The organism is Paraburkholderia sp. EG286A, from assembly GCF_040965375.1.
Classification (GTDB): domain Bacteria; phylum Pseudomonadota; class Gammaproteobacteria; order Burkholderiales; family Burkholderiaceae; genus Paraburkholderia.
On sequence record NZ_JBFRCB010000001.1, the window covers coordinates 1356551 to 1371878 of the forward strand.

Sequence of the window (15328 nt, forward strand, 5' to 3'; positions counted from 1 at the left end):
CACTCGACACCATTCCCGCGATGAACCGCCCCATTTCCGCCGACACCGATGCGCGCATCAGCCTCACGGGCAGCGCGTTCAGCACGCTCTTTCCCGCCCGCTTCGAGGCGCGCGAGGCGCTGGACGCTCCCACCACGCTGACGCTGCACGCCCACGGCGGATTGCCGCCGCCCGCACCCTCGGGCATGACGGGCAACCATGCAACGCTCTCGCTCGCATGGGGCGAGTCGCCTCGGCTCATCGACACCGTTTGTACGCGCGCCGCGCAGTTGCCCTCGACGATAGACGCCAGCCACTTCACCCTGGAACTGCGTTCGTGGTTGTGGCTGCTCACGCTCTCGCGAAACAACCGCATCTTTCAGGGCAAAAACGCCCAGGAGATCATCCAGGCCGTATTCGGTGGGCACAGCTTGACGGACTACTCGTTCTCCGTCACGGGCACGGCGGCGACGCGCGAATGGTGCGTGCAGTACGCGGAGTCCGACTTCGCGTTCGTGAGCCGCCTTTGCGAAGAAGAAGGCTGGTTCTATTTCTTCCGCCACGATACGGGCAGCCATACGCTCGTCATTGCCGACAGCAACGACGCCTTCACGCCCTTGCCCGGCGACGCGACACTGCATTACACAGGCGGCACGAGCGGCACACGCGAATCGACGCAGATCGTCCATTGCGAGGTTGTCGAAGAGACGGCCACCGGGCTCTTCTCGCATACCGACTACGCGTGGGAGACGCCGACCGCACAGCTCTATTCGCAGGCACAAGCGGCATCGAACGGACACAGCGTGTACGAGTATCCGGGGCGCTACGCCACCAGCGGCGATGGCTCCACGCTCTCCAAACACCGCGTGGACGCGCTGCGTGCACCCACCCGGATCCTCATTGGCGAAAGCGATTGCCGCGCGCTCGCGCCGGGCTGCCGCTTTACGCTGGCAGATCACGAATCGAGCGACGCCAACATCGAATGGGTCGTGCGCAGCGTGACCCACGAAGCCGATCACAACCGCTATCGCAACCGCTTCGAGGCGTTTCCGTTCGCGACGACATGGCGGCCCGCGCGCACGACGCCGCGCCCCTTCATGCCGACGCAGACCGCGACGGTGGTGGGCAAGAGCGGCGAGGAATTGTGGACGGATCAGTACGGCCGCGTGAAGGTTCAGTTTCACTGGGACCGCGACGGTCAGAACGACGAACAGAGTTCGTGCTGGATTCGCGTGGCGCAGCCCTGGGCGAGCAAGCGCTTCGGCATGCAGTTCATGCCGCGCGTGGGCGACGAAGTCGTGGTGACCTTTATCAACGGCGATCCGGACCGCCCGCTGATCACAGGCAGCGTGTACAACGGCGCAAATCTGCCGCCCTACACGCTGCCCGACAACCAGACGCAGTCCGGCATCAAGACGAATACCTCGAAAGGCGGCAACGGCTTCAACGAACTGCGTTTCGAAGACAAGCAGGACAGCGAGGAAATCTTCCTGCAGGCGCAAAAGGACCTCAACGCCAAGGTGATCAACGACGCCACGTGGACCATAGACCACAACGAAACGAGCACGATCAAGAACGACCGCGCGCATACGGTCAAGGAAGGCAACGACACGCTCACGGTCGAACAGGGCAACCGCACCACGACGGTCAAGACCGGCGACGAAACCGTCGACATCAAGGGCGCACGCACCGTGAAAGCCGGCGGCAACGAGACGCGCACGGTGGGCGGCAACCTCGATCAGACCGTGACGGGCAACATGACGCTCACCGTGGACGGCAACCTCACCATCAAGGTGAGCGGCACGCTAACGCTGCAGAGCACGGGCAATCTCACGGCGAAGAGCGACGCGTCGCTGACGAACCAGGCCGGCGTGTCGCTCACGAATCAGGCCGGGACGTCGCTCACCAACAAGTCGGACGGCACACTTTCGAACGAGGCGCAGAGCGTGACGAACAAGGGCGCCGTGCAGCAGACGGTGGACGGAGGCGGCATGCTGGTGGTCAAGGGCGGCATTGTAAAGATCAATTGAGGCGAGCATGGAGACGATCCAGCCGGTCACGATAGAACGCGACGACACGCGCATAGAAGGCGCGACGCTGGGCGGCGCGCTACACGGCCCCGTGCGCATCGAGTCGGAAGGACGTCCCGTCGCGATGATGCGTTACGCGAATGGCGTGCTCAGCGGCCCGGCCACCTATTGCTATCCGGAGGGTAACCCCTCGGCGCAGGTGCAGTACGCGCACGGAAAGCTCGACGGCAAGGCACTTTTCTACCACCCCGATGGAAAGGTCCAGCGCGAGGCGCACTACGCCAACGGCGTGCTGCACGGCGTTTCGCGCACCTGGCTGGCCGACGGCACGCTGCTCGAAGAAGCGCATTACCGCAACGGCAAGCTGCATGGCGTCTTACAGCGCTTCCATCCGAATGGCTGCCTGGCGCTACGGCAGCCGTTCAACGCCGGAAAGCCGCTCGAAGCGGCGAAACGCTATACCGACGACAACCGCCCGCTAGCGGCGGACGGCAAGCCGTTGCCGCGCTGGAAGCAATGGTGGCAGTCGCTCGCGAATCCGTCTTCGGCCTGATTCTGGCGCTGGCAACGCATAAGGAGGTACACGATGACCAGTCCGCAAGTCTGCGCCGGCGCCACATTGCAATGCTCGTTTGGCGGCGCGCCGGGCACGCTCAACGTTCTCCCCGTCAATCGCGTGCTCGTGAGCGGTGTGCCCGCCGCGACGATTGCGGACTCGATTCCGATCGCCAATATCACACCGTTCGCGCTGTGCCAAAGCCCGGCGAATCCTACGGTGATCGCTGCGACTGCCGCGGCGCTGGGTGTATTCACGCCGATGCCCTGCGTTCCGGCTACACCGTCGCCGTGGATTCCGGGCGGCGCGCCCACTGTGACGCTGGGCGCCATGCCGGCGCTGGACGCTCAAGGTACGCTCGTTTGTATTTGGGGCGGCGTAATCAAGGTGGTGCAGCCGGGACAGGTGACTACGCTTGTGCCGTAGCAGTGGCTACCTTTTGAAACGCGGAATCGAATATCGTGGAGCTTGCAGATGTTTAATTACATCAGCCCACACGACTCTGGCAAGCGCCAGTGCGAATTCTTCATCAAGCACTTCACTGGAAAATTGTTCCCACAACCAGTGGCAAATGCCGAATTCGTTTACCTATACTCGTTTGACTCTGCAAGGCAGCCCCATTTTCCGAACACCAACAAAAACGGAGCGTGAAATGCGAGGAGCGATGCTTAAGACGAGTTGGGCACTGCTGACTTTCCTTCTGTCGAGTGCCAGTGTTGTCGTGCAGGCCGCCTCGACATGCAGCGGATTGAGCTGCTTTTTCCGCGGTCAGCTAGTCGAGCAGAGAACGAGCCTGCGCCTGAGCGCAAGCGACTTCACGAAACTGCTGAGCACGAACGCAACGGGCCAGCAATTACTGCAAGTTGCCGGCACACCGCGCTGCGATATCGAAATCAAGTACTTCCGCTACCTCACGATAGGCGGCGCGGGCGAGCCCACCATGTCGAGCGCCGCGCTGATGATCCCTGGCGGTAGCGCGTCCTGTACGGGGCCGCGTCCCCTCATGCTGTACGCGCACGGCACCACGACCTACCGCAACTACAACATCGCCGACATCACCCAAACTGACCCGGCCAACGGCGACGGCGCGGGCGAAGGCATTGCCGTGGCGGCGATCTACGCGGCGCAAGGTTATCTCGTCGTGGCCAGCAACTATGCTGGCTACGCGGGCTCCCCCTTGCCGTACCACCCCTATCTGAACGGCGACCAGCAATCCGCCGATGTGATCGATTCGTTGCGCGCGGCCCGCTTCGCCATGGCCCTACCCGATCCGGGAAACAAGACGCGTGAGAGCGGCAAGCTGTTCGTCACCGGATATTCGCAGGGCGGCTACGTGGCACTCGCCACCCACCGCGCGCTGCAGGCGGCCGGCATCAACGTCACCGCTTCCGCGCCTGGCTCGGGTCCCTATGCGCTGGGTGCAATGGCCGATGCTCTCGTCCAGGGCGAGGTCGACCTCGGCTCGACGATCTTTACGGTGCTGGTGACCACGAGCTACCAGCATGCATACGGCAATATCTATCGCAAACCAGGCGACTTTTTCGAGGCGGCCTACGCCCCCGGCATCGAGAACCTGTTGCCGAGCGTCATGTCCACGGATACGTTGTTCGCCAAAGGCAAGCTGCCCTCAGCCCAGCTCTTTAGCAGCACGCCGCCCGCGCCGCAGTTCGCCTCGTTGACGCCGCCTCTTGCGCCGCCGCTGGCGCCTGCTGAATTGACGCCGCTCTTCGCGTTGGGATTCGGCACCGCGAATCTCGTGCGCAACGCTTATCGTCTGAGCATGCTCGAAGACGCCATCGCCAATCCGGACGGCGCGTTTCCCACGCCGACCGCCGCGATGGCCCCCGCTGCCAGTCCGGCCCAGCCGCTGCGCCAGGCGTTCAGGCGCAACGATCTGCGTAACTGGGTGCCGCACTCGCCCGTGCTGCTATGCGGCGGCCACCTCGACCCGATGGTGTTCTTTTTCAATGCGGCGATCGAGCAGGCCTACTGGAAAAACGCCAACGTCGCGCCGGGCCTGACGAGCGTGCTCGACGTCGATTCCACGCCTGGCGCGAACGATCCGTTTGCCGCGGTGAAAGCGGGCTTCGCTCAGGCCAAGGCATCGGTCGCCGCGCAGGCGGTTCAGGCTGGCGCAACGGATGGCGGCCTGTCCGCCGTGCTTCAGGTCTACCACGCCGACATCGTCGCGCCGTTCTGCATGGTCGCGGCGCGCGGGTTCTTCGGCAATTTTTAGTTTGCTGCTGCGATCAAACCCGCATGTGAGCATGGCGGTCCTTTGATTGACACGCCATGTTTCGAGAAGCTTACGCAAGCCATTCGGGCGTTCGAGCGCGATGTCGTGCCGGCGCAGAAGTACCGAGAAGACTTCGAACTGGCTCGGATGGCGAGCAGCGCGTTTCTGACGATGACAACCGCTTCATTTAATCAAACCACCGACCTTGATTTTCTCGATCAACGCAATGCCACGCTGAAGAATTGCTGTTTCGCCCTTATCACCCACAGAGGCATCCAGCAATTCCTGCAGACTGTCCAGGTTGTACTTGAACAATTGCTTCGGCGCCGGATTGTTCCGCAGGAAGGTCGTGACCCCTTTGCGGCGCGGGCCATCCTCTGCGTGATGCGCTTCCAGCCAATCACCGGCGGTCGGCACACGTCCCAACTGAGCCTGGGTACTGCTCATCCATCTGGCAAACGCAAAGGGGCGCATGACATCGTCAGGCGCAATTCCGCGGCTGCCGGGATGCGGGTTGGACACTGCGGCCAGTGAAGGAAAACGCTTCGGAACGTTTTCTGGCGACATGGAGTTCGCGTATTTACGCAGTTCTGGAATCTCGATGATCGGCTTTTGAACAATGGGCAACGCGGCAGTCAACCTTTGGATCGAGCCATTCTTCTTGCGATCCAATGCGCTTTTCTGAATGCGAGGATCCATATGCCCGACCACGACCGGCACATTGGTTCCCACCGTCGTAATCAACCCCGCGCACATATGGCAGGGCGCCAAGGTGGAATAGATGCGCACGCCATCCGGCAATTTGCTGGCGTTGTTCCTGGCCAGATACGCCAGCACCATGCTGGTTTCCGCATGGAAGCAGCCGTTCAGGCGATTGATATTCACGCCCCACCCCAGAATAATATCGGTGTTGCTCACCATAATGGCGGCTACATTATGCCCCTGCTGCAGCGCGGTTCGGCTATCTGGCAATGCCGCGCCGGCCAGTGCATAGGCAACCTTCATCCACAAATTGTCTTTCTTGCTTGGCTCGGTCTCGCACGTGCCAATTTGAACCGGCACGCAATCAATCATACGCGCGAGCATGCTTTTCTCATTCACGTCGCTAACTCGTGAATGATAGACATATCCGCATCTCTTGATTTTATCACAGATGTCGTACACACCCCTCGTCAGGTCAACTTTTGGAGAATTGAATAAATTAATCCATTTGCTTAATGCGTCAGAAGAGGTTGGAAATGTATCCAGTCTTTCTTTCTCGTCCCGCCATTTTGGCGAGTTTATTCTTTGAGAAATCCGGAAATCACCGTCACTGCCCAATACAAATGAATCAGTAATGCCATCGTCGGTCGGGCATACGAATCTTGCGTTGAATCCATCCAGATAAACGATGCTGCCAACGTTTCGCTGCCAACCCAGCCCCAAACACATCTCAGTCGGCACATAGGTCGCGTAGATATCGCAACCGGAAGAGCGGTCGAAATTGTGCAACAAATTGACGATGGCCTTTTCATGCGCCTTATTGCCAACAACGCCGATCGCTATTACTTGATTATTCGATACGAGAAGGGCGACATCTTTTCCACCTTCGTTTTCTTTATCGCGCAACGCCATTGCCAGAAAGAAGTAGTGAATATTCATCTCGATCCTCTGCCAGTGGCCGGTTTTACCCCGTGTGCGGCGCACGCCGGGAATTATCGCCGCGTCAGAAGTGTAGACCATGAATTGCCTGCACCCAAGCTCCAGGAACGCCTGGTTGCAGACGGTGCGAAATACCCATGTGGGAATTCGACGATATCCAATTCGGATAGTCACGCTGCCGAAAAGCAACCGGGAAGCGTGGGACGCATTCGGGTGAGCGTTTGGCTATTCAAGGTGTGCTTTATTCCTCTCACATACATTCGTCCCCTTACGAACTCACGGCATCCAGGCAGGAATCGGAGTGCGATCGTTCGTTACAACAAATCCCCCAACAGATCCGCTTGACCCGACTACCGTAGTCACCTTCAAGATCGATACCCTGTTCAACAAACAGCGTATCGATCGAAATGGAAACCACCCGCGATCTCACCGACGACGCCTTCCTCGAAGCCTTTCTCGCCTGCCGGTTGCCACCGGGCGCTTTCAATCATCGCAATCATCTGCGCGTGGCGTGGATACACCTGCAGCGCTTCCCCCTGGACGAGGCGATCGAGCGTACCTGTGCCGGTATCGCGCAATACGCCACGCATCTCGGCGCGCCGGGCCGGTACCACCGTACAATCACGGAAGCGCTGATGCGGCTCATGGCGCATGCGGGCGCATCGGATCCATTGCACACGTTCGATGAGTTTCTTGCACACGCACCCGCCTTTTCCGGCGATTGCCGCGCGCTGGTCGCCGCGTACTATTCGCCCGACAAATGAACCGGCCCGAAGCGCGCGTGTTCTTTCTCTCACCCGATCGACTTCCCTTGCCGTCATGACACGTCTCACTCGTTTCACTCTAGGACGACTGGCACGCGAGGCGGGACTCTCGCGTTCCTCGCTGCTGCATTACGAAGAACTGGGCTTGCTCGTGCCGGTCGCGCGCAGCGCCGCGGGCTACCGGCTCTACGATGAGACGCAACGCGAGCGTCTACGCGCAATCTGTGCGTACCGGGCCGCCGGGTTGCCACTAGCCGCAATAGGCGACATCCTCGCAAACGAGGCAGACTCCGCGACCCAGATCCTTGAAACGCATTTGATGGTGTTGACGAAGGAAATCGCGCGTCTCAAGCAGCGTCAGAATGCGATTGCCACGTTGCTCGCACAACCATCGTTTCGTCGGCGAGGAAAGAAGCGTGGCAAAGACGCGTGGGTAGCGATGCTGCGCAGCGCCGGCTTCGACGATGCGGAGATGGACAGGTGGCATGCAGAATTCGAGGCAGAAAACCCCGATTCGCACGCGGCGTTTCTCGCTTCGCTCGGGCTCACGCCCGAAGAGGTGAAAGCAATCCGGCGGCGCGCGAAACTCACAGGCAACCCACCCTCCGCGCATGCGGCTTCGTGAGAGTTCCTGAGCGCCAAAGCCCCGAATGTGCGCCACCGCACGTTCTCGCGCGACTCCTGCGCACGTCGTGGCGCTTGCCCGTCTACTCTGCAGCAACCGGCTTTCACTACCGGCTCTCGCCAACCAGGAGACGTTCATTCCATGCATGAAACACGTGATATGGTTCGCGCGTTTATCGAGGAAGTCCTGAATCAAGGGCAGATCGACGCCGCGGAGCGGTTCTTCTGGGAGGACATGGTCGAGCAGGTGCCGTTCCCTGGCCAGGGTTCCGGTATCGAGGGCCTCAAGGATGTCGTGCGAGGGATGCGAGCCGCGTTCCCGGACATGCATTGGCGCGTCGAGGAACAACTCACAGAAGGCGACCGCGTGCTGACCCGCTTCGAGTGGACGGGCACGCACAGGGGCGCGTTCCTCGGCGTGGACGCGACGGGGCGCTCCGTCAAGGTATGGGGCATGGTCATCGACCGCTTTCAGGACGCCAGGATCAAGGAAACCCGCCTCATCATGGATACCCTTGGGCTGATGATCCAGCTAGGCGCGGTTCCTCCGCCGGGCCAGTGAGACCGCGATGACCGGGTTGGTCCTGCGACCCGCGCGCAGGCGCCAACCCAGCAAACGACCCTCTTCGCTCGTTACAACGACAGCTTGCACGCCTCATGCAGCGAAGTGAGCCTGCGCACCGGCTCCGCCACGTAAGGGTTGCTCTCGTCCCACGCGTAGCCCGCCAGCACCGAGCTAATCATCCGACGGATCAAGGGCGTCTGGCGCGGGTAGTAGATGATGTCCTGCAACTCGCCGGTGTACCAGCGCTCGACAAAGGCGCGGAACGTGTCGATACCCTTGCGCAGCGGCACATCGTATTCGGCCTGCCAGTCCACGGCCGCGCCGTCGAGCGCACGATCGAGCACCTTCACGGCCAGATGCGCCGAGCGCAGCGCGATGGTGACGCCCGAAGAAAACACCGGGTCAAGAAACTCGCCCGCGTTGCCGAGCAGCGCGAAGCCTGGCCCATGCAATCGTTCGACGTTGGCCGAATAGCCGCCGATCTGGTTCACCGGCATGAGAAATGGCGCGTCGCCGATCAGGCGGTTCAGCGTCGGCTCCTCGCGAATGAGCGCGCGCAGCCGCGCCTCGCGTTCCGCTTGCGGCACGTCGAGGAAGGCGGCATCGGCAACACAGCCCACCGACGAGCGACCGCCCGCGAGCGGGATCATCCAGAACCACACGTCGCGGTGCTCGGGGTGCGTCGCGATGCAAATCTTGTTGCGGTCGAAGGCGTCCAGCGTCAGGCCGTCACGTACATGACTGAAGATCGCGGCACGCGTCGGCAGACCGGTGGGCGCCTCCAGATTCAGGAGACGCGGCAGCACGCGGCCGAAGCCGCTCGCGTCGAGCACGAATCGCGCGTGCACTTCATAGCGCGCCTGGTTTTCGTCGATCACCTCCAGCACCGGCGCGTCGCCCGTGCGCATGCCCGTGACCGCGTGGCCGAAGCGCACCTCGGCGCCCTGCTCTGCGGCGCAGCCGATCAACAGCTCGTCGAACTTCGCGCGCTCCACCTGGTACGTCGTGCCCCAGCCCGCCGTATGCTTGTCGCGGAAGTCGTACGACGATACCTCGTCGCGCCACACGAAATGCGCGCCATTCTTGTATTGAAAGCCGGCCTCCACCACGGCCTGCAGCATGCCGGCCTCTTCGAGGTACGCCATGCTTTGCGGCAAGAGGCTCTCGCCGATCGAGAAGCGCGGGAAATGCTGGCGCTCCAGCACGAGCACCGAACGTCCTGCCTTGCGCAACAGGGCTGCAGCCACCGCGCCTGAAGGGCCCGCGCCGATGATCGCCACGTCGACGGCTTCGCGTCGCGCGGATGGGGTCGTCACTGCTGCTCCGATGCTCTTTTCCATGGTCCTGTCCCTTCTCTGCGACCTGACGCGATCTGTTACGTCCTGTCACGTCCTGTTACGTCTGTATGCCCAATGCAAGCGCACTGCGCTGCGCGAAACCGTGATTCTGACACCCCTCGCGCCGCCCTTGCATTTACAATGCCCATTCTCGTCCACGAACGCATTCGCAACGGATAAAAAAAATATGTCGGTTTCCGAATCAAATTACGTCCCGTTCGTACCGGAAACGGCCTTCGGCATCTGGTTTCTGCGCACCCATACGTGGGAGCACCACGTGTTGCGCGTGGCGATCGACGACCTCAAGCGCCTCGTGGACGTGCCGTTGCCCGACGCGCCCGAAATCGTCGATGTCGGCTGCGGCCAGGGCAAGTCGTTCCGCCTGCTGGCCGAGGCTTTCCGCCCGCGCCGCATCGTCGGGGTCGACTATCACGAGGCGTCGCTCGAACTGGCGGCGCGTGCCGCGCGCACCTGCCAGGACAAATTGCAGACGCAAACCGCGTTCGAGCTGCTGCACGGCGACTGCGCGAGCCTGCCGCTGCCCACGGCCAGCGCGGACATCGTCTTCTGCCACCAGACTTTCCATCATCTCGTCGAGCAGGAACGCGCGCTCGCGGAATTCCACCGCGTGCTCAAGCCGGGCGGCGTGCTGCTGTTCGCCGAATCCACCGAGGCTTATATCCGCTCGTGGGTCATCCGCCTGCTGTTCCGCCATCCCATGCACGTGCAGAAAAGCGCCGACGGCTACCTCGAGATGATCCGCGCGGCGGGTTTCCGCTTTTCGGAGCGCAATGTTTCGCTGCCCTATCTGTGGTGGAGCCGTGCGGCCGATTTCGGTCTCTTCGAGCGCCTCGGCCTGCATCATCCCAAGCCTGGGAAGCGGCGCGAAACCCTGGTCAACGTCGCCGCCGTGAAGGCGGCATGAAGGCGGCGTGAGCCGGGTCGCCCGCCGCCTGTTGCGGGTTACTTGCCGCCCTTGAGCGTCACCACATCGCCGACGAGCGCCACGCCGGCGATCATTGCGCCCGCGCCACACGTGAATTCGGTGGCGCTTTCGCGCAGTTCGTTCTTGTAGTTGCTCTTGATGTTGATGACCGCGTTGCCGCCTTCCTTGCGCGCGCGTTCCTGCAACTCCTGCACGGCCGAAAGGAACACGTGCTGGCAGGCCGCTTCGTCGCTCTTGCCAAGCGCGTTCGTCTTCTTGTTCGTGGAGAACTGGCCCAGCGTTTTCTTCACCGCCGGATGCGGCTGGCCCGCAAAGTACAGCGCAATGTCGTCGCTCACCTTGCCGGGCTCGCTCTGGAGCGCGACATCCACGGAATAGGTGTCGACCGTATTGCGTGCGTAAGCGTGCGACGTCGCAAAGGCCGCGCACAGCGCGGCGAACATCCACAGTTTCTTCATTGCTGTTCTCCGTTGGGTCAGTTCGCTTGCAGCACCACGAGGTCGCCCGTGACGGCGATGGCCGCCGCGCTCTGGCTCACGCCGCAGGTGTATTCGGTGGCCGAGCCGGTTTCGGTGCCGTGAAAGCGCGTGGTCACGTTGATGACGGCGTTGGCGCCCTTGTTGTGGGCGTCCGCGCGCAGCTTGTCGAGTGCCATGCCGAGCACCTTGTTGCAGCTGGCCTCGGCGCCGTCGGTCGCGCGGGCGACACGCAGGGAGTGCGAGGCATCACCCACGTGGCGCACCACTTCCGGATGCGGCTGCGCACCGAAATACACTGCGATTTTTGCGGCGGGGTCCGCGCTGGACGCGGCTTTTGCCGTCGAGAGAGAAGCGACGGGCTGGATCGGCAGCGTGAGGCGCTCCGATCCGCAAGCGGCCAACGTCAGGCTGACGATCGCGGCCGTGCTCAGCGTGAGGCAAGTCTTTTTCATTGGAATCCTCATTATTTTCAGGGTTGCCCGAAACTTCAGACTGCATTCCAGGCGCGAAACACCAGGCTGGCGCAACTGCCGCCGAACCCGAATGAAACCGACATCGCCGTCTCGATGCGTGCATCGCGCGTTTCACGCACGAGCGGCATGCCGGCGGCCGCCGCATCGAGCGCTTCGATGCCCACGGCGCCCGCAATCCGGCGATCGCGCATCATCAGCAAGGTGTAGATAGCTTCGTGCGCGCCGCATGCGCCGAGCGGGTGACCGCTGAGCGCCTTCGTCGAGGAGAACGCGGGCACGTCGCTTCCAAACACGGCGCGCAACGCGAGCAGTTCCTCGATATCGCCCGAGGGCGTCGAAGGCGCGTGGGTATTGATGTAGTCCGGGCGGCAGCCGGCCTCGCCGAGCGCCTCGCGCATTGCGCGCGCAATGCCGCCCGCCTGCGGCGCGACCATCTGCGCGCCGTCGGTGCCATGACCGTAGCCGGTCAGCTCCGCGTAGATGCGTGCGTTGCGCGCCTGCGCATGCGCGAGCGATTCGAGCACGAGGATGCCTGCGCCAGAGCCGATCACAAAGCCGTCACGCTGCGCGTCATAGGGCCTCGACGCCCGTTCCGGCGTGTCGTTGAAGCCGCGCGAGAGTGCGCCCATCGCGTCGAACATCAGCGTCATGTTGTCGTGCAGGCCTTCGGCGCCACCCGCGAGCACGATGTCCTGGCGGCCCGTCTGGATCAGTTGCAGGGCCTGGCCGATCGCGAGCGCCGAAGTCGTGCACGCCGACGAAGGCGAGTACGTGACGCCTTCCATTCCGAACACATGCGCAAGATTCGCCGATGTCGTGCTGCTCATCGCCTGCGGCACCGTATAGGGCGGCACGCGGTCGATACCGCGCGCGTTCGCGCTTTCCATGGCCGCGTCGTATGCGGACATCGTGCCGACGCCCGAGCCCACCACCGCGCCGGCCCGAGGCGTGCGCAGCATGTGCGCTTCGAGAGCCGCGTCTGCGATCGCGCTGCGTGCGGCGTGGCAGGCAAAGCGCGCCGTGTCGCCCATGAAGCGTTCGGCCTTGCGCTCGAACGGCGTTTCGCCCGCAACCGAAGCCACGGCCGCCACCTGGCTCGCGAAACCACGGTCGCGCCACGCCTGAACGCGCGTGATGCCGCCGCGTCCGTCGCGCAGGCGCGAGGAAACGCCGTCGAGCGTATTGCCGAGGCACGAGACGATGCCCATGCCCGTCACGACGACGCGCTGCAAGCCGCCCGCTGATGTCGATGTCCGCATGCTCAACGCGCGCGCCGGAAGATCAGCGACGTGTTCACGCCGCCGAACGCGAAGTTGTTGCTCATCACGTATTCGGCGTCTATCGTGCGCGCCTCGCCCCGGATGTAGTCGAGCGGCGCGCAGGCCGGATCGACCTCGGTCAGGTTGAGCGTGGGCGCGTACCAGTTGCGCTTCATCATCTCGATCGTCCACCACGCCTCGATCGCGCCACAGGCGCCGAGCGTGTGGCCGATATAGCTCTTGAGCGAGCTGATCGGCATGCGCGCACCGAAGGTCTCCGCCGTGGCCTGACTTTCGGCCACGTCGCCGCGATCCGTGGAGGTGCCGTGCGCATTCACATACGCGATCGCTTCGGGGGCCAACTGCGCGTCGGCGAGCGCCTGGCGCATCGCGACCGCCATCGTCGCCGCCGTGGGCTGCGTGATATGCGCGCCGTCCGAATTGCAGCCGAAGCCCACCACTTCCGCATGAATGCGCGCGCCGCGCGCCATCGCATGCTCGTACTCCTCGAGCACGAGCGTCGCCGCGCCCTCTCCCACCACGAGGCCGTCACGCGCGGCATCGAACGGACGTGGCGTGAGTTGCGGCTCGTCGTTGCGCGTGCTCGTGGCGTAGAGCATGTCGAACACGGCCACGCCGGGCCCCGAGAGTTCCTCGGCGCCACCGGCGAGCATCAGCGTCTGCTTGCCGTTCGCGATCATCTCGTAGGCGTAGCCGATTGCCTGGCTGCCCGAAGCACACGCGCACGACGTCGGCACGATGCGCCCCTTGAGGTCCCAGAAGAGGCTTACGTTCACGGCCGTGGTGTGCGGCATCATCTGCACGTAGCTGTTCGACGTCACGTCGCTCATCGAGCCCGTTTCGAGCATCTTGCCGAACGCGCGCACCGGCTCGACCGAACCGGCCGATGAACCATACGCCACGCCCATGCGGCCATCCTTGATCGACGCATCGTCGAGCAGGCCCGCGTCGGCCAGCGCGTGTTCGCTCGCGCGCACCGCGTAGAGGGAGACCGGGCCCATCGAACGCGTTTTCTTGCGCGGGTAATAATCAGGCGCAGTGAACGCCGGCAGCGGGCACGCAAGGCGCGTATGCAGCGACTCGATATAGTCCCAGTCGTGTACGCGCTTGACGGCGTTGACGCCGCCCTTGAGCGCCGCTTCGACCTGCGCCCACTGATCGCCGAGTGCGGTCACGCCGCCCATGCCGGTAATGACGACGCGTTTCATCAGACCATCCCGCCATTGACGCCGATGACCTGGCGCGTGACATAGGAAGCCGCGTCGGACATCAGAAAACCGACCACGGCCGCGACTTCGGCGGGCTGCCCCACGCGATTCATCGGCACGGCCTTGAGCGCGTGTTCGAGCGGCACGTCGTCGAGCATGCCCGTATCCACGAGCCCAGGCGCGACGCTGTTGACCGTGATGTTGCGCGTGGCCAGTTCCACCGCCAGCGCTTTGGTCGCGCCGATCAGCCCGGCCTTGGCTGCGCTGTAGTTGACCTGCCCGCGATTGCCCGTCACGCCCGACACCGAGGCCACCGTCACGATGCGGCCGCCCTTGCGCGCACGCACCATCGGCATGACGAGCGGATGGACGACGTTGTAGAACGCATCGAGGCCCGTTTCGAGCACGACGTCCCAGTCTTCGTCGGTCAGTGCGGGGAACGCGGCGTCGCGCGTCACGCCCGCGCAGCAGACGATGCCGTAGTAGGCGCCGTGCGCCGCCACGTCGTCTTCGAGCGCCGCGCGGCATGCGGCGCGGTCGCGCACGTCGAACTGCAGCACGCTGGCCGTGCCGCCCTGTGCGACGATGCCCGCGGTGACGGCATCCGCTTCGTTGCGGCCCGTGCGGCAATGCACGGTGACGGCAAAGCCGTCCGCGGCGAGATGATAGGCGATCGCGCGACCAATGCCGCGGCTCGCGCCGGTGACGAGAACACGCCGGCTCATGATCTGGAATTCTCCTCGATGAAAGTCTGGAAATCGCGCGGCTGATACACCTTGACGGTGGCCTCAGCCAATAGTTTGTCTTCCTGATTGATGGTGCAGCCGTACGCGCCGTGGCCTTCTTCGCTGCGCAGCAGTTCGCTAACCGTCACGCTGAGTGGCGCGCCGCCTGCGAACGCAGCTTGAGCCGCCTCATAGCGGCGTGTGCCGAGCAGCACGCCCGGGCGGGCCGGCTTGCCTTCGCGCATCGACAACAGGCCGACGTGAGCGGCGATCGCCTGCGCCATCAGTTCGATGCCGATCCACGCGGGCATCGCGCCCTGCTCGTCGGCATACCATGCATCGGCGTGCACGCCGGCCAGCGCCGTGAGGGATTCGTCGCTGCATGCGGCGACCGAGTCGAGCAGCAGCATCGTGCCGCGGTGCGGGATGATCGCCTCGATCGGCGGGAACGCATCCGTCGAGGAGGAAAGAACGGAATTCATGGC

Annotated in this window: 16 protein-coding genes; 8 read left to right on the forward strand and 8 right to left on the reverse strand. The window is 63.3% G+C overall.

All coding sequences use genetic code 11. The features are described from left to right. Window positions 1-20: 20 nt before the first annotated feature. The 4 genes from AB4Y35_RS06020 to AB4Y35_RS06035 all read left to right on the forward strand — a co-directional run bounded on the left by AB4Y35_RS06020 (window position 21) and on the right by AB4Y35_RS06035 (window position 4801). Window positions 21-2009 carry a type VI secretion system Vgr family protein gene (locus AB4Y35_RS06020; RefSeq protein WP_368703713.1) on the forward strand — a complete coding sequence of 663 codons (1989 nt, stop codon included), beginning with the start codon at window positions 21-23 and terminating at the stop codon, window positions 2007-2009. A gap of 7 nt (window positions 2010-2016) precedes the next feature. Beyond that, the gene (locus AB4Y35_RS06025; protein ID WP_368703714.1) at window positions 2017-2562 is read left to right on the forward strand and encodes a toxin-antitoxin system YwqK family antitoxin; all 546 of its coding nucleotides are present in this window, start codon (window positions 2017-2019) and stop codon (window positions 2560-2562) included. 33 nt (window positions 2563-2595) lie between these two features. Then, a complete protein-coding gene (locus AB4Y35_RS06030) occupies window positions 2596-2991 on the forward strand; it encodes a DUF4280 domain-containing protein (protein ID WP_368619571.1) in 396 nt (131 codons plus the stop codon). 238 nt (window positions 2992-3229) lie between these two features. Then, on the forward strand, window positions 3230-4801 hold the full coding sequence (locus AB4Y35_RS06035) for an alpha/beta hydrolase family protein (RefSeq protein WP_368703715.1): 1572 nt from the start codon (window positions 3230-3232) through the stop codon (window positions 4799-4801). A gap of 183 nt (window positions 4802-4984) precedes the next feature. Here the strand turns inward: AB4Y35_RS06035 and AB4Y35_RS06040 are convergent, their stop codons facing one another. Continuing rightward, window positions 4985-6523: a Bd3614 family nucleic acid deaminase gene (locus tag AB4Y35_RS06040; protein ID WP_368703716.1), complete on the reverse strand. Its 1539-nt coding sequence runs from the start codon at window positions 6521-6523 to the stop codon at window positions 4985-4987. Between the two features lie 326 nt (window positions 6524-6849). Between AB4Y35_RS06040 and AB4Y35_RS06045 the strand changes: the two genes are divergently transcribed. The 3 genes from AB4Y35_RS06045 (at window position 6850) to AB4Y35_RS06055 (ending at window position 8392) form a co-directional block, all read left to right on the forward strand. Next, window positions 6850-7206 carry a hypothetical protein gene (locus tag AB4Y35_RS06045; protein WP_368703717.1) on the forward strand — a complete coding sequence of 119 codons (357 nt, stop codon included), beginning with the start codon at window positions 6850-6852 and terminating at the stop codon, window positions 7204-7206. Between the two features lie 55 nt (window positions 7207-7261). Beyond that, window positions 7262-7831, forward strand: a complete 570-nt coding sequence (locus AB4Y35_RS06050) for a MerR family transcriptional regulator (RefSeq protein ID WP_368703718.1) — start codon at window positions 7262-7264, stop codon at window positions 7829-7831. Between the two features lie 141 nt (window positions 7832-7972). Beyond that, on the forward strand, window positions 7973-8392 hold the full coding sequence (locus AB4Y35_RS06055) for an ester cyclase (protein ID WP_368703719.1): 420 nt from the start codon (window positions 7973-7975) through the stop codon (window positions 8390-8392). Window positions 8393-8463: 71 nt separating this feature from the next. On the opposite strand, the gene AB4Y35_RS06060 is transcribed toward AB4Y35_RS06055, so the two are convergent. Next, complete coding sequence (locus AB4Y35_RS06060) at window positions 8464-9711, reverse strand: NAD(P)/FAD-dependent oxidoreductase (RefSeq protein WP_368703720.1); 1248 nt, start codon at window positions 9709-9711, stop codon at window positions 8464-8466. Between the two features lie 208 nt (window positions 9712-9919). On the opposite strand from AB4Y35_RS06060, the gene AB4Y35_RS06065 reads away from it, so the two are divergent. Beyond that, window positions 9920-10657, forward strand: a complete 738-nt coding sequence (locus tag AB4Y35_RS06065; protein WP_368703721.1) for a class I SAM-dependent methyltransferase — start codon at window positions 9920-9922, stop codon at window positions 10655-10657. Between the two features lie 38 nt (window positions 10658-10695). Here the strand turns inward: AB4Y35_RS06065 and AB4Y35_RS06070 are convergent, their stop codons facing one another. The 6 genes from AB4Y35_RS06070 to AB4Y35_RS06095 are packed head-to-tail and all read right to left on the reverse strand — an operon-like array spanning window position 10696 to window position 15325. Further along, window positions 10696-11136: an excinuclease ABC subunit A gene (locus AB4Y35_RS06070; RefSeq protein ID WP_368703722.1), complete on the reverse strand. Its 441-nt coding sequence runs from the start codon at window positions 11134-11136 to the stop codon at window positions 10696-10698. A 17-nt stretch (window positions 11137-11153) separates the two neighbouring features. Continuing rightward, window positions 11154-11609: a signal peptidase gene (locus AB4Y35_RS06075; protein ID WP_368703723.1), complete on the reverse strand. Its 456-nt coding sequence runs from the start codon at window positions 11607-11609 to the stop codon at window positions 11154-11156. 35 nt (window positions 11610-11644) lie between these two features. Continuing rightward, a complete protein-coding gene (locus AB4Y35_RS06080; protein ID WP_368703724.1) occupies window positions 11645-12889 on the reverse strand; it encodes a beta-ketoacyl synthase N-terminal-like domain-containing protein in 1245 nt (414 codons plus the stop codon). A gap of 2 nt (window positions 12890-12891) precedes the next feature. After that, window positions 12892-14118 (reverse strand): beta-ketoacyl-ACP synthase, encoded by a 1227-nt coding sequence (locus AB4Y35_RS06085; RefSeq protein ID WP_368703725.1) that lies wholly within the window; start codon window positions 14116-14118, stop codon window positions 12892-12894. Then, window positions 14118-14843 (reverse strand): 3-ketoacyl-ACP reductase FabG2, encoded by a 726-nt coding sequence (locus tag AB4Y35_RS06090; RefSeq protein ID WP_368703726.1) that lies wholly within the window; start codon window positions 14841-14843, stop codon window positions 14118-14120. The genes AB4Y35_RS06085 and AB4Y35_RS06090 overlap by 1 nt, the downstream gene beginning before the upstream one ends. Beyond that, a complete protein-coding gene (locus AB4Y35_RS06095) occupies window positions 14840-15325 on the reverse strand; it encodes a hotdog family protein (RefSeq protein ID WP_368703727.1) in 486 nt (161 codons plus the stop codon). The genes AB4Y35_RS06090 and AB4Y35_RS06095 overlap by 4 nt, the downstream gene beginning before the upstream one ends. Between the last annotated feature and the right edge of the window lie 3 nt (window positions 15326-15328).